The organism is Flavitalea plasmicola, assembly GCF_030546645.1.
In the GTDB taxonomy this organism is placed as follows: Bacteria; Bacteroidota; Bacteroidia; order Chitinophagales; family Chitinophagaceae; genus Puia.
Genome location: NZ_JAUOTO010000006.1, coordinates 784,080 through 800,026 on the forward strand (window position 1 = coordinate 784,080; position 15,947 = coordinate 800,026).

Consider the following 15,947-nt stretch of genomic DNA (forward strand, 5'->3'; position numbering starts at 1 on the left):
AATGGGCAAATTATTCCACAAAGCCAGCATAATGCCCCCGGCAATCCCAAAAACCTTCTAAAATTTCACCTGCAAGGCTTGCAAAAACCAATATTTACTCTTTACTTTGTATTTCAAAGTGCTTTTATATGGATAGCCCCAGCCAAGCCAACGAATCCTTAGAGACCCTCCAGGACATCCGCCGGATGATGGAACGCTCCTCCCGGTTTATCTCCCTCAGCGGGCTCAGCGGCGTTAGCGCGGGCGTCTGTGCGCTGATCGGGGCCTTTATAGCGCACGGCTGGATCATGGATTACTATGGAGGCATCAGTTTCTCGGGAGATGTCACGCCGGGATCATACGGCCGGCATGGCTACATGCACGGTGAGGCAGATGGGTTGAAATGGAAGCTGATCGGGCTGGCGATCGCAGTGCTGGCAGCAGCCCTGATATCCTCAACGTTCTTCACCTGGCGCAAGGCACGCAGAAGCGGCCTGCCTATCTGGGACATGGCTTCAAAGAAATTGATCATCAATATGCTCATCCCCCTGCTGGCTGGCGGATTATTCGTACTGGGCATGTTCTACCATACAGATTGGGACTATGTGGCTCCCACCTGCCTGGTGTTCTATGGACTGGCCCTTGTCAATGCAAGCAAGTTTACATTGACGGACATCCGCTATCTCGGTTTTCTTGAGATAGTATTGGGCTCGGTCAGCATGTTCTACCTCCATTGGGGGTTGTACTTCTGGGCAGTGGGCTTCGGGATCCTGCATATCGTATATGGACTGATCATGTGGTGGAAGTATGAGAGGGGAGGTACGGCATGAAGAATCCCATCGGCAATCTGAATAAGGTGTTTGACAGCCGGATCAGGATGGGAGTGATGAGTATCCTGATGATGAACCAGGAGATCAGTTTCAACGACCTGAAACAGCTGCTTGAGCTCACCGACGGCAACCTGGCTTCGCACATGATCAACCTGGAAGAGAACGGGTTTATCAAGGTGCACAAAGGTTTCATCGGGCGAAAGACAAACACGACCTATTCGATCACGAAAGCCGGGGAAAAGGCATTTAAAGATCACCTGGAAGCCCTGGAGCACATGATCAAAGGAATGAACAAGCCTGGCTGAGACCGCAGGCACAGCAACATACAAGGGGAACACCCTTTTTTTATCGGCAATAACTTTGAAATTCAAAGTACTTTTTTAAATAATAGCATATGACAGAGCAAATCGCACGCTACAAGACAAACACAGGCTTCCTGAAACCCCTTATCTCCGGACTCCTGGGCATCACCCTCCTGCTGCCGGCGAGCGTCTTTCTGCTGACCTTGCTGACGCGGATCATCTTCGGCACAAAGAAGATGTACCATTATTTCGCGCCTTCTTTCCTGCAGTCGCCCTTCGATCTGTGGGCGTGGCACAAGGCGCAGTTTATCCTCGGTACCTTGTTGTTGGCCATCATGCTGAACTGCCTGACTCATCGACGCCATTGGCTGAACATGGCCATCGTATTACAAGGTACTTTGCTCCTGGTCATCCTGACGGTCTATACAGTCATCCAGCATATCCGGTATTAAAAAATCCGAAACAATGAAGATCAAAATGATCCTTCCCGCCCTGGCAGAAGCCAAAAGCCCTTTCTGGCGACCCATCAAATACTCCCTGTTCCCGCCTCTGGGTCTTGCTACGCTGGCCGCATATTGCTCGCCGGACGACGAGATCCTTCTGCAGGACGAACATGTAGAGGAACTGGTGACTGATGACGAGCCGGACCTGGTGATCATTCAGGTCTATATCACCAATGCTTTCAGAGCATACGCGCTGGCCGATCACTACAGGAAAAAAAGAACATACGTTTGCATGGGAGGCTTGCACGTCAGCTCACTGCCGGAAGAGGCCATGACGCATGCGGACAGCATATTCATCGGTCCGGGCGAGGATACATTTCCAACATTCCTGAAAGATTTTCGTAACAAATGCCCCCAAAAGATCTACCGCAACAGCCAGCGTGATATTGAAGACATCCCTCCCATCCGGAGAGACCTGATCAAACGGAGCCGTTACCTGGTACCCAACTCTATCGTCGTATCACGGGGATGCCCCCACCATTGCGACTTTTGCTACAAAGACGCTTTTTTCGAAGGTGGACGTAGCTTCTATACGCAAAAAGTAGACGCGGCATTGGCAGAGATCGATCGCCTGCCCGGTCGCCACCTGTATTTCCTGGATGACCATTTGCTGGGTCACCAACGGTTTGCTTCCAGCCTGTTCGAAGGCATGAAAGGGATGAACCGGGTGTTCCAGGGCGCCAGCACCATCGACGCCATACTCCGGGGCAACCTGGTCGAACTTGCGGCGGAAGCAGGGATGCGCAGCGTCTTCGTGGGTTTCGAAACCCTTAGCAAAGGCAACCTCATTCAAAGTAACAAACGGCAGAACATCGGCCATGACTATGAACAGGCCATTCAACGGCTGCATTCTTTAGGAATCATGATCAATGGCAGCTTTGTTTTTGGACTTGACGAGGATGACCCCGACGTATTTCGCAGGACGGTGGATTGGGCGGTGAAAAATTCGCTCACTACCTGCACATTTCATATTCTAACCCCTTATCCCGGCACACGCCTGTTCCGCGACATGGCAGCCCAAGGCAGGATCTTGCACAAGCATTGGGATCAGTACGACACGCGGCAGGTGGTTTACAAGACGGTTGGGCTCAGTGCCGTTGAATTGAAAAGTGGATATGATTGGGCCTACCGTTCTTTTTACTCATGGCGGAATATTGTAAAGGCCAGCCTGGGTCATGACACTTTCAAACACCAGCTCAAACATTTTGCCTATGCCGGCGGATGGAAGAAGTTTGAACCATTGTGGAATTTCCTCATCAAGTCGGAGGGCCTGAACAAAATGCTGCCACTGCTGGAAGCCATTCTTTCAAAAGCTGGGAAACGAGGCGGACGCACGCAGGACGGAACCCTGTCTCCCTTCCCGGCCATTGCTTAAATTTATGGACAATTCAAACTTCATGGTAAAAGATCAAAAGTTCTCCGTCCGCAGCAGGCTCAGAAGTTTCTATTATGCCGGCGCCGGCATAAAGCAATTCTTCCGGCAGGAGCACAATGCCCGGATTCACCTGGCGGCAGCCATCGTCGTCGGCATCCTGGCCTGGCGGCTGAAAGTATCTTATACGGAGGCCGTCGCATTGGTAGTGGTCATCGGCCTGGTGTGGGTGACGGAAATGCTCAACACATGCCTGGAAAAGGCAATGGACATGATCACCAGAGAACATCACCCGGAGATTAAGGTCATAAAAGACCTTGCGGCCGGGGCCGTTCTGATCGCTTCTATCACGGCTGTGATCGTCGGGTCATTCATTTTTATCCCCAAATTTTTATGAAAACACAAGAAACCTTTGTAGCACAAAAGACAGCGCGTCTTTCAATAGACAGCATCCCTTTCCTCCGGACCGAAACGGATCGCCTGCTGTTCCTGTCCATGCTTTTCAGCTGCCTGCTGACGGCAGCGCGTATCGTGCATACGGAGCGGCGTACGTTTATATTTTTACCCTGGAATCTTTTCCTGGCCTATATCCCGTACTTTATTTCGTCGGCGTTGGCAAAGAGCAGCCGGCGAGGGGCAGGGTGGTGGGCCCTGTCATTTATCTGGTTGTTGTTCATACCCAACTCCTTTTACATCATCACCGACCTCTACCACCTCGGAGATAATTACAACGACCGCCAGATACCGCAGTGGTTCGATCTGGCCATGATCCTGTCCTACGTCTGGAACGGGCTTTTGTTGGGCGTGCTTTCCGTAAGACAAATGGAGCGGGTGCTCCTGCCCCGCCAGACCTTGCGCAACGAGCTGCTCTTCCTCTATCCCGTTATGTGGCTTAATGCCCTGGGAGTCTACGTCGGCCGCTACCTCCGGTATAACAGCTGGGACGTAGTGACCGATCCCTTTCAGCTGCTGCGGGACATCGCCGTCATGGCCGTTCATCCCCTGCGGCACCAAAACACCTGGGACATGGTGTTCTGCTTCTCGATCCTGATGACACTCATCTACCTCATGATGAAAAAGATCAGCAAGACGCTGACTTAACAGTACCCCTTTACCCTAAACAAAATAAACCCCTGACAATATGGAAAATATCATCAAAAGTTTTTGGGATCGCAATAAGATCATCCTGAAAAGCTTTTTCATCGGCATGCTGGTGCTGCTGCTCCTGATACCCGCTGCCTTTATACAAAGTCTCGTTTCCGAAAGGCAGTCACGGCAGCAGGAAGCCGTAGGCGAGATCAGCTCGAAATGGGCTGGCCCACAGACGATCACGGGCCCTGCCATTGGGATACCTTACACTGAAATGGTGACCGTTGACAACAAGACTGTCGAAACAAAGAAATGGGCCTATTTCCTTCCAGACAAGCTGAATATCCAGGCGCATGTCGTCCCGGAAAAAAGATACCGCGGCATTTATCAGGTCATCGTTTATACGGCGGAACTGCAGATAAAAGGTGCTTTTGACAGCCTGCGTATAGTCGAGCTGAATATCCCGGCCGATCGGCTGCTGTGGAATGAGGCGGCAGTTTTTTTCAATATCAGCGATGTACAGGGACTGAGGGAAGAAATGATCCTTCACCTGGCTGGGTCGGACCTGGACCTGGTGCCCGCTAAATTCTCGACGGATCAGTTTAAGAACGCGCTGAGCGCCACCCTTCCTGTATCCTTTGCTGGCACACATGTTCCCCTGGATTTTTCTGCTACCGTTCAGCTGAAAGGCTCCGGCAACCTTTTGTTCGTACCTGCGGGGAAGACCACGACAGTAAGAGCATCCTCTTCCTGGCCGGACCCCAGCTTTGCCGGCAGCTATCTCCCGGACCTGCGTTCGGTGAAAGACAGTGGCTTTGCCGCTGACTGGAAAGTGCTGTATCTGAATCGCAATTATCCCCAGCAATGGAAGGACAATGTCCACGACATGGACAAGTCCGCCTTTGGTGTAAACCTCATCGTCCCGGTGGATGCTTACCAGCAGACGACCCGCAGCGTGAAATATGCCATCCTGATCATCCTTCTCACGTTTACCGCCTTCTTTCTCATCGAATGGGTCTATAGATCTCCGATCCATGCCCTGCAATATGTATTGGTAGGCCTTGCGCTCTGCCTGTTCTATACCTTGCTCCTGTCATTCTCTGAGTACATCGGCTTCAATAAAGCATACCTGACTGCAGCCCTGGCGACCATCCTTCTTATTGCCTGGTATGTCCGCAGCATCCTGCGCAGCGCTAAGATGTCGCTGTTCGTCGGTTCGTTGCTCACCCTGCTGTACGGCTTCATCTATACCCTGATCCAATTGCAGGATTATGCCCTGCTGATGGGTAGCATCGGCTTGTTCATTACCCTGGGTGTTGTGATGTATTTTTCGAGAAAGATCAAATGGACGGAATAAAAATTAATTATTTATCCATATGGATACATTCTTGGATGTTATACAATTGGCATTGTGCTTCCTGGCCCTCGTTGCCCCACTGATCATTATACCTTGCATCTGGAAATTCATTGACGGAAGCAAAATGATCAGGATCGTGATTGGGATCTTACTTTCAGCTGTATGCTCATTTGTCTTGTTCTGTATCTGCGAAGCCATCGGCTCAAGACCCGGAATGGGCCCGTGACAATATCCTTGCGCTCATATTCACCACCTGCAGCAGGCGGCGCGTCGTACCTGGCCCGCCCTCAGCTTCCCCGGCACGGAATGTTCTATGGCGGACATACAGGAACAAAGCTAGCCCAAAGCATCAACAGCGCCAATCCGGTTCTTGCGGGATGACTGTACATCAACACAATAGTGCATTTCCACCTGATGCTGTAACCCATCGTCCGTAAGCTGCACCGTCTCTCCCTGCCCCTCCCTGTCATCCATTTTCCACCATGAGCCATTGGAATGCTTGTCCTGAAATACGGTGATCTTGTAAATAGCGCGCCCATACCGGTAGTCCATCGAAATAGACGGCCATTCCAGAGGAAAGCAGGGTTTGAAACGAAGGCGGTCTGCGAGCAATTCAATGCCCAGCAAACTGCCGATGATGAACTGGTACATCCACCCGGCGGAGCCCGTATACCAGGTCCATCCCCCCCTGCCTTTATGCGACTCGTTGGCGTACACATCCGCTGCCATCACATAAGGCTCTGCCTTATATACATTTACTGACGAAGGATCCAAAGTATGGTTCAGAGGCTGGATCATTTGAAACAGCTCCCAGGCAAGCGCCCGTTGGCCCAATTTTGCAAAGGCCATCAGCGCCCATATGGCAGCATGGGAATACTGACCGCCATTTTCACGTACACCCGGCACGTATCCTTTGATATAGCCGGGATTGAGTCCCCTGCCTTCAAATGGCGGATCCAGCAGTTGGATGAGCTTCAGATCCCGGCGGACCAGGTGCTTATTTAGCGAATCCATCGCCATGGCCGCCCGTTCTCCATCTGCCGCTCCGGACAATACCCCCCAACTTTGGGCAATGGCATCGATACGGCATTCATTATTGACTTTCGACCCCAATGGCACGCCATCGTCGAACCAGGCGCGCAGGTACCATTCGCCGTCCCAGCCGGAAGCTTCTGTGTCGGATCTCAGCGCGGCCGCTTCCTTTGTACAGACATCGGCAAATCCGGCATCGCCATACTCATGCGCTACATTGCCAAAACGTACCAATACATCATATAAAAAGAAAGCAAGCCATACGCTTTCTCCCTGTCCTTTATTACCTACCTGGTCCATGCCGTCATTCCAGTCTCCCGACCCTATCAGTGGTAAGCCATGCTTGCCCCGGGGAAGAGCATGCCGGATCGCACGAACACAATGCTCATAAAGAGGGGCGCTCAGACTGCCGCTGACCGGCAGATCATAGAAAGAATCTTCTTCATGCTGCAACAACCGGCTTTCAAGGAACCCTATCGTTACGGATAGGATGGCTTTATCGCCTGTCGCATCGATATACCGGGCAACCGCGAAGGGCAGCCACAAGAGATCATCGGAGCATTTTGTACGTACGCCTCTCCCTTCTGGCGGATGCCACCAGTGCTGCACGTCTCCTTCCACAAACTGCCTGGATGCGCTTAAAAGGATCTGTTGCCGCGCAAGCGCAGGTTGCGTATGCAGCAAGGCCAATACGTCCTGTAGCTGGTCCCTGAAACCAAATGCGCCCCCGGATTGATAGAACCCGGTCCGGGCAAAGACCCTGCAGGCCATCGTCTGGTAGGTCAGCCAGCCATTGGCCAGGATGTTCAATGCTGTGTCGGGCGTCGTCACCTGTACCGCCCCCACCACTGTACGCCAATATGCTTTTACTTCATCCAGGGACCGTAACACCGCCCCTTTATCTGCAAACTGCCGCAGCAGTGTATTTACTGCCGTGATGTTCTCTCCATTTCCCAGTTGGAAGATGATGTCTTTTTCTGCTCCGTCGAACAAGTCGAATTTCACCTGTAATGCTGCACAGGGATCCATACCGGCGCCCACCCTGCCTGAAAGCTTTTTTCGGTGTAGGGAGTGTGGGCTCTCCAGGTTGCCATTACGGCCGATGAACTCCGAACGATCCGCCGTGAGACTTTGGTTGGGGCCCTCCGTTCTGAAAAAGGTCACCCGCTCGGCAAACGCGGTATTATACCGGTTCCGCACCAGTAGGGCCCCGCTGCCGGCATCCACTTCTGAAATGATATGCATGTTCGTCTTGGATCGCACATCCCCCAGGATCATTTCCAGGAAGCCCGTAGCCGACAGCTTACGTTCCTGGCCCGACCGGTTCCTGACCTTTAACACGATGAATTTTACAGGTAGTGCTTTGTCCACAAAGACCGTCAATTCGGAAGAGATCCCTTGTTCCATATGTTCGAAGACCGAATATCCGAAGCCATGGGTAACGATATAAGGACTTGCGCTTTTAGCCGGAAATGGTGACGGGGACCAGTATTGTCCCGTCTCTTCATCCCGGAGATAATAGGCTTCGCCGCCGGCATCACTCACCGGGTCGTTGCTCCAGGGCGTAATGCGGTATTCGTGGGCATTGATTGCCCAGGTATAGGCAGATCCGCTTTCCGAGACCACGGTACCGAAATCCGGGTTGGCAATGACATTCACCCAGGGTGCGGGAGTGGTGACGCCCTTCTCCACGATGATCTTATATTCCTTCCCATCGGGCGTGAATCCTCCTGTTCCATTAAAGAACAACAGATCCTTGGGTAACGCGATCTTTTCCTGGGTTACCTTCGTCGTCGCCGGCTTGATTTCCAGAAGTGGCGGGAGCACTTTTTCCGCATAATGCCTGTCCACCTGCTCAGACAATGTGCCTTTATTGTCATGGATTATTACCCGCGCAACACTTTCAAAAAGTATGCGGTCTTCGGAAGAGATCTGATCCGCCGATCGCACATAAATATTGCCGGGCCTGGCATGCCCTGCATTGCCGGCGGCTTCGGCAGTTATCATGCCCTGGATCTGATCCTGCAGCAACTGCCGGTAAGAGCCGTAATCCTCATTCCATATCACCAGGTCTACCGCCAGCCCTTTCAGACGCCAGTAGGCATGCGCTTGCACCATTTGTCTTACTAACTCCAGGCTTCCCGGATCGTGGACATGCATCAATACAATTGGCAGATCACCTGAAACTGAATGGCTCCAAAGCCCCGACTGCCCCCTGTAGTTATTGAGGATCACTGCCGCCTCTGCCCGGAAGGAAGAATTAGCGTAAATAACGGAAGCTGCTAACCGAAGGTACAATTGCGCATCGGATTCATTGGCGTTGATTTGCCGCAGGAGCACCTGGTTATGTGTCCAGGAAAGTTCAAATGCACGGTGCTTCAAATGCTGGTCCCGGTATTTATGCATCAGGCTTTCACATGCTTCTTTCACAGGACTGATGCCATATATCAGGTCGACCTTGACTGTCTGGCCAGGCTTTAAGTGAATGCGATAGCGGATAGAAAGGATAGGATCGAGCACGGACCCATTGCTGCCCGAGAGCTGGTCAATTTCCATAGCCTGTGGGTTCGCCAGGGTCCTTCCCCTGCCGACGAACTGCATCCGATCCGATTCGAATGACACGGCCTCCACCAATCCGCCATGGACATCCATCAGATGGAACATCCAGGGAGGTGTCTCATCCGCAGAACGAGGACGGCGCGTGCAGAATATCGCATTATATTGTGGTATGACCTCCGTCTGGACAAAAAGATTGCTGAAGGCAGGATGCGCCTCATCGGCATCCTGCCTTGCCATTACTATTTCTGCATAGCTTGTAACCTCAAGGATCTTTGCCGATTGGGTTCTGTTGGTTATGCCGACCCTTCGCATTTCAATATCATCTTCGGGAGAGACCACTATTTCCGTCCTTGTATCCAGTCCATGGTCAGTCCTGGAGAATTCAACATGACCCTGGGAAAAGACAGCCTCATAGTTTTTTACGGGGTGCAGGGTCGGCTGATAAGTATTGGACCAGACATGTCCGTTCTGTGTATCTTTAATATAACAGAATATACCCCTGTTGTCCTGCGTAGTGTCTTCTCTCCAGCGGGTGACTGCGATATCGTTCCAGCGACTGTACCCGGCGCCGGCATTAGTGACCATCACCTGGTAATGGCCATTACCTAAAAGCTGGAGCTCTGGTGTCCTTGTGTGGGGCGTTGTAATTTTCCGCACCGGTGTCTCGGCGCCGCCCACATGTGTCTCGATAAGGTCGGCAGCATGTACATAATAAGGTGTTGCCCTCGGCTGACGTTCATGCAGCAACAGGAGGGTGGCATTAAACCGGAGCTCCGACACAAACCGCTGCTGCATGGGCTTATCCAGCAGCACGTAAGCAAGCGAAAGCAATCCCATGCCTTGGTGGTGAACCATAAATGACTGCACAATGGTATGGGTCTTACCCCGGGGCTGTCGCCCGGGAGTATAATCGATGGCTTCATAAAAGCCGAACTCACCTTCAAACCCCTCCGCAGCTAATGTCCGGAGGTTTGCACATGCCTTCGCTGGCGACACCATCAACGCCAGCATGCTGGCATAAGGCGCTATCACGAGGTCTTCTTTCAGGCCTCGCTTTAGCCCCAGGCCGGGCACACCGAAAGCACGATATTGGTAATTCAGCTCGGCGTCCACCATATTGTAAGCCGATTCTGAAATACCCCAGGGCACGCCTTGCTGGCCCGCATACTCGATCTGCCGTCTTACCGTTGCTTTGGAGGTTTGTGAAAGCAATGTGTTATCATAGGAGGGCATTACCACTTGTGGCATAAGATATTCGAACATAGATCCGCTCCAGGACAGCAGGATAGGCTCCTTTCCGGGATTTGTCAGCAGACGGCCCAGGGCAAACCAACTTTCTTGTGATAACTTCCCCTGTGCAATGCCGACGAAAATACCCAGTCTTATTTCGGAGGCCAACAGATCATAATAGCTGTCATCTCTCCGGTGCTCATCGACGTTGAAGCCTATATGCAAAAGACCGGTCGACTTGTTCAGCAGAAAGTCATATTCTACGTCGCTTAGCTGCTCACAATCCTCAGCGAGCTGTTCCGAGAGGGCGATCCTTTCATTCGCCAGCCGGCTTGCCTGTATGATCGCATCGCGCAAACCAGTTAGCCACTGTTTTTCCCGGAGATCATTTTGCCCCTGTTCATAGGCTTCGATATGTGGCAGCAAATTGCCGGGTATGTCCCTTAGGTCCAGAAGCGTAGGAATGCGGTCTATCGTAGCTAGCTGAGTATAATGCGATGGAATAGGCAACATGTCCAGCCAGGGTATCTGTAACGCCAGGTCATCTCTGATCGCTTTCACCTGCCGTGATAATCTGTCGATCCATCTGGAGACAACCGTATGTTCCGGGACGACGGCAGAAGGCAGATCCCCGAGGAGCGACGCCAGCTCGTCCAGGTGCTTTTTTACAATGCTCAATGAACTGCTTTCAGCAGTTGCCCCGTTCAATAACGTCATTATCTTGCCTGCCTGCGCGGAGGGATGTTTCCCGGAGAGTCCCGTAATGATGCTGGCAGTAGTCTGGAAACCTTCGTAAATACGAGTCCCGAATACGGGTTGACCGGGTAGCTGCAATAAGCCCTGCCGCAGGGTGAGCAGATGACCAACGAGGTTACCGCTGTCGACGGCCGAAACGTACCTGGGCTGCAGCACCGACATGGATCTTGTATCATACCAGTTGTAAAAATGCCCTTTATACCGCTGTAGCTTGAGCATGCTCTGCAGGGTATTGTTGCACCTTTGCACGAGTTCTCCTCCCCCGATGTAGCCAAAGTCATAGGCGGTGAGATTGGCAAGCAGGGCCATTCCCATATTGGTGGGAGAAGTGCGGTGAGCGATCACCGCAACGGGCTGCTCCTGGTAATTGTCGGGTGGCAGCCAGTTGTCGGCCGCCGTCACAAATTGCTCGAAAAATGCCCATGTCTTACGGGCAGACCTGAGAAGGAAGGAAGTTTGCTCATCTGTAAGCTTGACCGTCGTATCCTTGGCAGGGCTGCTTACATGGGCCGCCAGCAACGGTGCGAGGACCCAGAGTGCAAGGATGGGGCTGGCGACATAGAATGCTGCGCTGTAGGTAAATAACAAAAAGCCCGCACAGGCAATGGCCAGCACGGGAGCGACCCACATGGATCTGTACATCGACGCGACATCGTTATGATCATTCCGCGATGCGGTGGCGGAGGGCGACCATTCTAATAATTTTTTTCTGGAAACGATCATTCGCCAATTGGTCCGTATGACGGCATCCGTATATTTTAAGGCCTCATAAGGCAGGACGGCGAGATTGAATAGGAATCGTGCAAGTATTTGGCCGATGGAAACGCCTATCTCGGATAAATGTGCTTTCAAAGTCAGGTCAACCGGCTTGTTCAGTAACTGCCAGGCCGTCGCTGCCAGCAGTGCCAGCAATTGGATGCCGATGACGACCAGGGTCCAATAGCCGGGCGACGGTAAAAAGCACCACCCCGCTAATAAAAGGAATAACAGCGTCAATGGCTGGAAACTTCTCCGGAGGTTGTCAAATATTTTCCACCTGGACAAGCCGGAGAGCTTATTTTTTATCAATCGGCCCTCACTGTTGGTGACGAAAGGCAGCATCCAGGCGCCAGCCTGCCAATCTCCTCTTATCCAACGGTGATGGCGCCGGACATCAGCCCTGTATTGAAGAACCCCTTCCTCATATAAGATCACATCGCTCAGTAAGCCGGACCGGGCATAACAACCTTCCAGCAGATCATGGCTCAGGATACGATTTTCCTGCAGGGCAGGCTGCAATACCTGTTCGAATATTTCGACATCATAGATCCCCTTGCCGATGAACGAACCCTCGCCGAAAAGGTCCTGGTATACGTCTGAAGAGGCCAGTGAATAGGGGTCGATGCCGGCTGTTTCACCCTGTATACGCAGGTACAGGGAAGGCGGCGTTGCAGGGGCTGCGGATCCAATCCTGGGTTGCAGGATGCCATACCCTTCCGTGACCCGCCTTTTTTGAGGATTATACAACGCATGATTGAGCGGATGTGCCATCGTGGCTATCAGCTTCCACACCGTTTCCCTGGGCAGCTGTGTGTCGGAATCAAGTGTGATGACATATTTCACCCCATTGAGAACAGGATAATTGCCCGTGATCAGGGAAAATGCATCACGACCCTTTCCCAGAATAAAAGCGTTGAGAGCAGACAGCTTTCCTCTTTTACGCTCGTATCCCATCCATTTCTTCTCCCGGGCATTCCAGGTCCTGGGGCGGTGGAAAAGGAAAAAAATGTCTTCCCCCGCCTGTTTATATCTTTCATTCAGTGCGAGTATCCTGTTGCTGGCGAGATAGATTAGTTCATCGTCTTCCGGCATGTCCTCTTTCGCGGCATCCGGAAGATCCGTCAATAGCCCGAAATAAATATTGGCTTGTCTGTTGGCAAGAAATCGTATCTCCAGCGCCTCGATCAAATCCTCAATATAGGCCTTTCCTGCAAGCATGGTAGGAATGACCACCAGCGTCCTGCTGGACGCTGGAATGTTCTCGGAGAAGTCCATCCGGGGCAGCAGCTTGGGTTTTGTCCAGATCGTAGATAACCAATTGACCATCGATACAGCCAGTTGGGACGCCCCTGAAAGCGTGATCAACCCAACCAGGGATAGCAGTGGCCAGTTAAGGGGGGCATACCGGTAGGCAGGATAGAATATGGCGGCCGCTGCCAGCAGTGTCAGGAACAAGATGGACAGCAGGTAAATGGTTGCAGGCATACGGTCCGTGAAAAAAGCGAGCCTGCGGACCATCGAATAACGCACACGCGCGGCCTGCCCCAACTGCCTCAGGCCTTTATCAATAAGGTAATAACCGACATGCTGATACCTATTGAACGAAGCATCCTCTCCTACATGCTGTCTTGTCAATGCAATTGCCAGGCGGGCCACTTCCGTCTCGGATAGGTCGGAGGATTTGGATATGGATTCCACAACATGCCTGTATCTGTCTCTCGTGGCAAAGTCCATCAGCGGGTAAGTACCCGTAATATCCTGTTTCAATACCTCTTCCACACTGCTGAGGGATTCCACAAATTCACGCCAGTCAGTAGCGCCTATGACCCGTAGCGTGCCGATGCTGTTGCGTACCGATACCTGGTCGGCGGCTTGTTTTTGATTCTCCTGCCGGACAAGATCATTGATGCTGGTGCCCAGGCCGGTCAATTGCTCCTCCATCCAACTGATAGGTAATGCCAGGGAGGGACCTTTCCCCTGCAGTTTGCGGGAAAATTCTGCAACGAAAGAGCTGCCCAATATAGGCCTGGACCTTACCATATCGGCGATGATGAGGATCAGTTCACCCGGCTCCTCCTTTATGGTTGTCATCATCTTTTCAGCCCAATAGCCCGCAAGATTTTGATCGATCATATCCAATGCTACCTTCCCGGCAATTCTGCGGAGGTTCTCGATGACCGCCAGGCGCAGCATGATGGGTATGGCCCATAGTTCACCCAGGGTCAACAAGGCAGATTCCTGGTAAGCTGCAATGAAATTGGTGAGGCTTTTTACGTCCACCCGCCCATCACTGTGGGAAATGATCTCCAAGGCAATGTCATAAATACGTGGCATGCCGGAAGAGTTGCCTTCGGCGAGATACGGCAATCCTTCACTGTATCCTTTCGGAAGATGCCTTCTTGCCATAACGATCTGCTCCTCTACAAGGTAGGAATTGTCAAGCAGCCATTCTGCCGCCGGGGTAATGCTCTTACCTGCCGCAACGCTTTCAACGATCAGGTTTTGAACCTCATGCAGTGTTTCTTCATTGTCAACCAGTCTTTTCAATAGCTGGTCGGAAGAATTGCGCTTCATCAGCTTGTGAGAGCGGGCCAGAAGGGTTCCATGACGATTCATCTGATCCGCGCTGTAAAGCTCGGACCTGAAAGGCTCTTTATTGTCGGAATTCCGGAAGGAATTGCTTCCCTGAAAATAAATGCGCAAACGGGATAATATGTCAAACACAGTGCCTGTAGTGACCTTCATAATATGGATCAAAATTTTTAAAGCCCGACAAAGAGAATATACCTGCCGGAGCGGGCAGCGGCTGTTGATGAATGTTCTTCTCCGGATAGCCGGTCTATCGTACTTGTGCTTGAATGACTTATCTTATCGACGGCAGGTAGCTATGAATGAGGTGGGATCTTCCACAACAAGACGAATGGTAGGCTTTTACAACGCTTCGATCATTGCGTAAAGCGCTGGCCTGGGCTTGCCCAGCACCATCTGCAGATTATTCAGCATTTCTTCTTTCTTGCCCTCCGCATACATCAGATCCCTGTCCGTCAGTGAGGGATATCGGGCCTTGAGCTTGATCTTCTGCTCGCTCCAATTCCCTTTTAATTCTTGTTTAACTGTCATTTATTTTGTTTGTAGGAGCCATGTATAACCATGGCATTCCCCTAAAGGTACGCAAAATCCCCCGGTAAACCCCGCTTACTTTAAGGTGCAGCGGGCCGTTACTGGGAACTCCTTCCGGATAGACAATGATAAATACAATGGGAATGACCTAGAACAATGACAGCTGACGGGGATCCTGCTCCTGCTTTTTTTTGCTCCCTGCTGTCAAGGCCTTTCGGGCCTGCACTTGCTCCGCCGGCGCACCCTCGGGCTTCCAGTGCGGCATGATATCTCCCTCCTTGCCTTGTATGGCATATACCGATGTCTCCTCAAATCTTGAAGCAAGAACGATCTTTACACCCTCCGTTCGCCCGTTGAAAAGATCTTGCGCCAGGTCCGGATCATTGTTGTTCTGCGAGAGGTGGGACAGGAATAAATGGCTCATGAAAGGAGGACGATGGGCAAGGAAAAGCTCCAGTGCCTGCCGGTTGGAAAGATGCCCTTGTCCCCCACGGATGCGTTTTTTCAAATGAAAGGGATAGCTGCCTTTCTCCAGCATGTCTTCGTCGTAATTTGCCTCCAGGAATGCGGCATGGCATTGCCTGAAATGCCGGACCAGATGCTCGCAGGGAGCGCCGATATCCGTGAACACCCCAACGACGGTAGGGCCTTCCCTTATGATAAAGCTGTGTGGATCAGCTGCGTCGTGGAACTTTGGAAAGGGTGTGATCGTCAGCGATCCTATGGTCACGGGAGTATAAGCGCTGAAGGAGCATACGAGATGCTTCTCCAGTTCGCAACCCCAATTCTCCAAAGTATCCGAAGTGATATATACTGGCAGCTGATATTTTCTGGCGATGATCGGAATGCCCTTGATATGATCGTCATGCTCGTGCGAGACAAATATCGCTTTCACGGATCCCAGGGACAGGCCCAGCCTACGCATACGTTTCTCCGTTTCACGGCAGGATAGGCCCGCATCGACAAGAATAGCTTCCTGATCATTCCCGATGTAATAGCAGTTGCCATTACTGCCCGAATTAAGTGAAGTGATATATAAAGACATCCGGCGACAAATGT

The 15,947-nt window shown here is 51.9% G+C and carries 10 protein-coding genes; 7 read left to right on the top strand and 3 right to left on the bottom strand.

What is annotated here, in order from left to right:
- Window positions 1-128: 128 nt before the first annotated feature.
- The 7 genes from Q4E93_RS25045 (at window position 129) to creD (ending at window position 5,432) form a co-directional block, all read left to right on the top strand.
- Window positions 129-809 (top strand): hypothetical protein, encoded by a 681-nt coding sequence (locus Q4E93_RS25045; protein ID WP_303590015.1) that lies wholly within the window; start codon window positions 129-131, stop codon window positions 807-809.
- Complete coding sequence (locus Q4E93_RS25050) at window positions 806-1,114, top strand: winged helix-turn-helix domain-containing protein (RefSeq protein WP_303590017.1); 309 nt, start codon at window positions 806-808, stop codon at window positions 1,112-1,114. The genes Q4E93_RS25045 and Q4E93_RS25050 overlap by 4 nt, the downstream gene beginning before the upstream one ends.
- 89 nt (window positions 1,115-1,203) lie before the next feature.
- A complete protein-coding gene (locus Q4E93_RS25055) occupies window positions 1,204-1,563 on the top strand; it encodes a hypothetical protein (protein ID WP_303590019.1) in 360 nt (119 codons plus the stop codon).
- Between the two features lie 13 nt (window positions 1,564-1,576).
- Window positions 1,577-2,989, top strand: coding sequence for a B12-binding domain-containing radical SAM protein (locus Q4E93_RS25060; RefSeq protein ID WP_303590021.1), 1,413 nt, complete (start codon window positions 1,577-1,579; stop codon window positions 2,987-2,989).
- 4 nt (window positions 2,990-2,993) lie between these two features.
- Window positions 2,994-3,383, top strand: coding sequence for a diacylglycerol kinase family protein (locus tag Q4E93_RS25065; RefSeq protein WP_303590023.1), 390 nt, complete (start codon window positions 2,994-2,996; stop codon window positions 3,381-3,383).
- Window positions 3,380-4,087, top strand: coding sequence for a DUF1361 domain-containing protein (locus Q4E93_RS25070; protein ID WP_303590025.1), 708 nt, complete (start codon window positions 3,380-3,382; stop codon window positions 4,085-4,087). The genes Q4E93_RS25065 and Q4E93_RS25070 overlap by 4 nt, the downstream gene beginning before the upstream one ends.
- Window positions 4,088-4,127: 40 nt before the next feature.
- Window positions 4,128-5,432, top strand: coding sequence for a cell envelope integrity protein CreD (creD, locus tag Q4E93_RS25075; RefSeq protein WP_303590027.1), 1,305 nt, complete (start codon window positions 4,128-4,130; stop codon window positions 5,430-5,432).
- 336 nt (window positions 5,433-5,768) lie between these two features.
- Here creD and Q4E93_RS25080 read toward each other — a convergent pair whose 3' ends face one another.
- The 3 genes from Q4E93_RS25080 to Q4E93_RS25090 all read right to left on the bottom strand — a co-directional run bounded on the left by Q4E93_RS25080 (window position 5,769) and on the right by Q4E93_RS25090 (window position 15,933).
- Window positions 5,769-14,513, bottom strand: coding sequence for a GH36-type glycosyl hydrolase domain-containing protein (locus Q4E93_RS25080; RefSeq protein WP_303590029.1), 8,745 nt, complete (start codon window positions 14,511-14,513; stop codon window positions 5,769-5,771).
- A gap of 186 nt (window positions 14,514-14,699) precedes the next feature.
- Window positions 14,700-14,888, bottom strand: a complete 189-nt coding sequence (locus Q4E93_RS25085) for a CsbD family protein (protein ID WP_303590031.1) — start codon at window positions 14,886-14,888, stop codon at window positions 14,700-14,702.
- Between the two features lie 148 nt (window positions 14,889-15,036).
- The gene (locus Q4E93_RS25090; protein ID WP_303590032.1) at window positions 15,037-15,933 is read right to left on the bottom strand and encodes an MBL fold metallo-hydrolase; all 897 of its coding nucleotides are present in this window, start codon (window positions 15,931-15,933) and stop codon (window positions 15,037-15,039) included.
- Window positions 15,934-15,947: the final 14 nt, after the last annotated feature.

Excerpts from the sequence above, each read along its gene's own strand:
- Q4E93_RS25080 (WP_303590029.1), bottom strand. The coding sequence starts at position 14,513 with ATGAAGGTCACTACAGGCACTGTGTTTGACATATTATCCCGTTTGCGC.
- Q4E93_RS25070 (WP_303590025.1), top strand. The coding sequence starts at position 3,380 with ATGAAAACACAAGAAACCTTTGTAGCACAAAAGACAGCGCGTCTTTCA.
- creD (WP_303590027.1), top strand. The coding sequence starts at position 4,128 with ATGGAAAATATCATCAAAAGTTTTTGGGATCGCAATAAGATCATCCTG.
- Q4E93_RS25090 (WP_303590032.1), bottom strand. The coding sequence starts at position 15,933 with ATGTCTTTATATATCACTTCACTTAATTCGGGCAGTAATGGCAACTGC.
- Q4E93_RS25065 (WP_303590023.1), top strand. The coding sequence starts at position 2,994 with ATGGACAATTCAAACTTCATGGTAAAAGATCAAAAGTTCTCCGTCCGC.
- Q4E93_RS25050 (WP_303590017.1), top strand. The coding sequence starts at position 806 with ATGAAGAATCCCATCGGCAATCTGAATAAGGTGTTTGACAGCCGGATC.
- Q4E93_RS25055 (WP_303590019.1), top strand. The coding sequence starts at position 1,204 with ATGACAGAGCAAATCGCACGCTACAAGACAAACACAGGCTTCCTGAAA.
- Q4E93_RS25045 (WP_303590015.1), top strand. The coding sequence starts at position 129 with ATGGATAGCCCCAGCCAAGCCAACGAATCCTTAGAGACCCTCCAGGAC.
- Q4E93_RS25060 (WP_303590021.1), top strand. The coding sequence starts at position 1,577 with ATGAAGATCAAAATGATCCTTCCCGCCCTGGCAGAAGCCAAAAGCCCT.
- Q4E93_RS25085 (WP_303590031.1), bottom strand. The coding sequence starts at position 14,888 with ATGACAGTTAAACAAGAATTAAAAGGGAATTGGAGCGAGCAGAAGATC.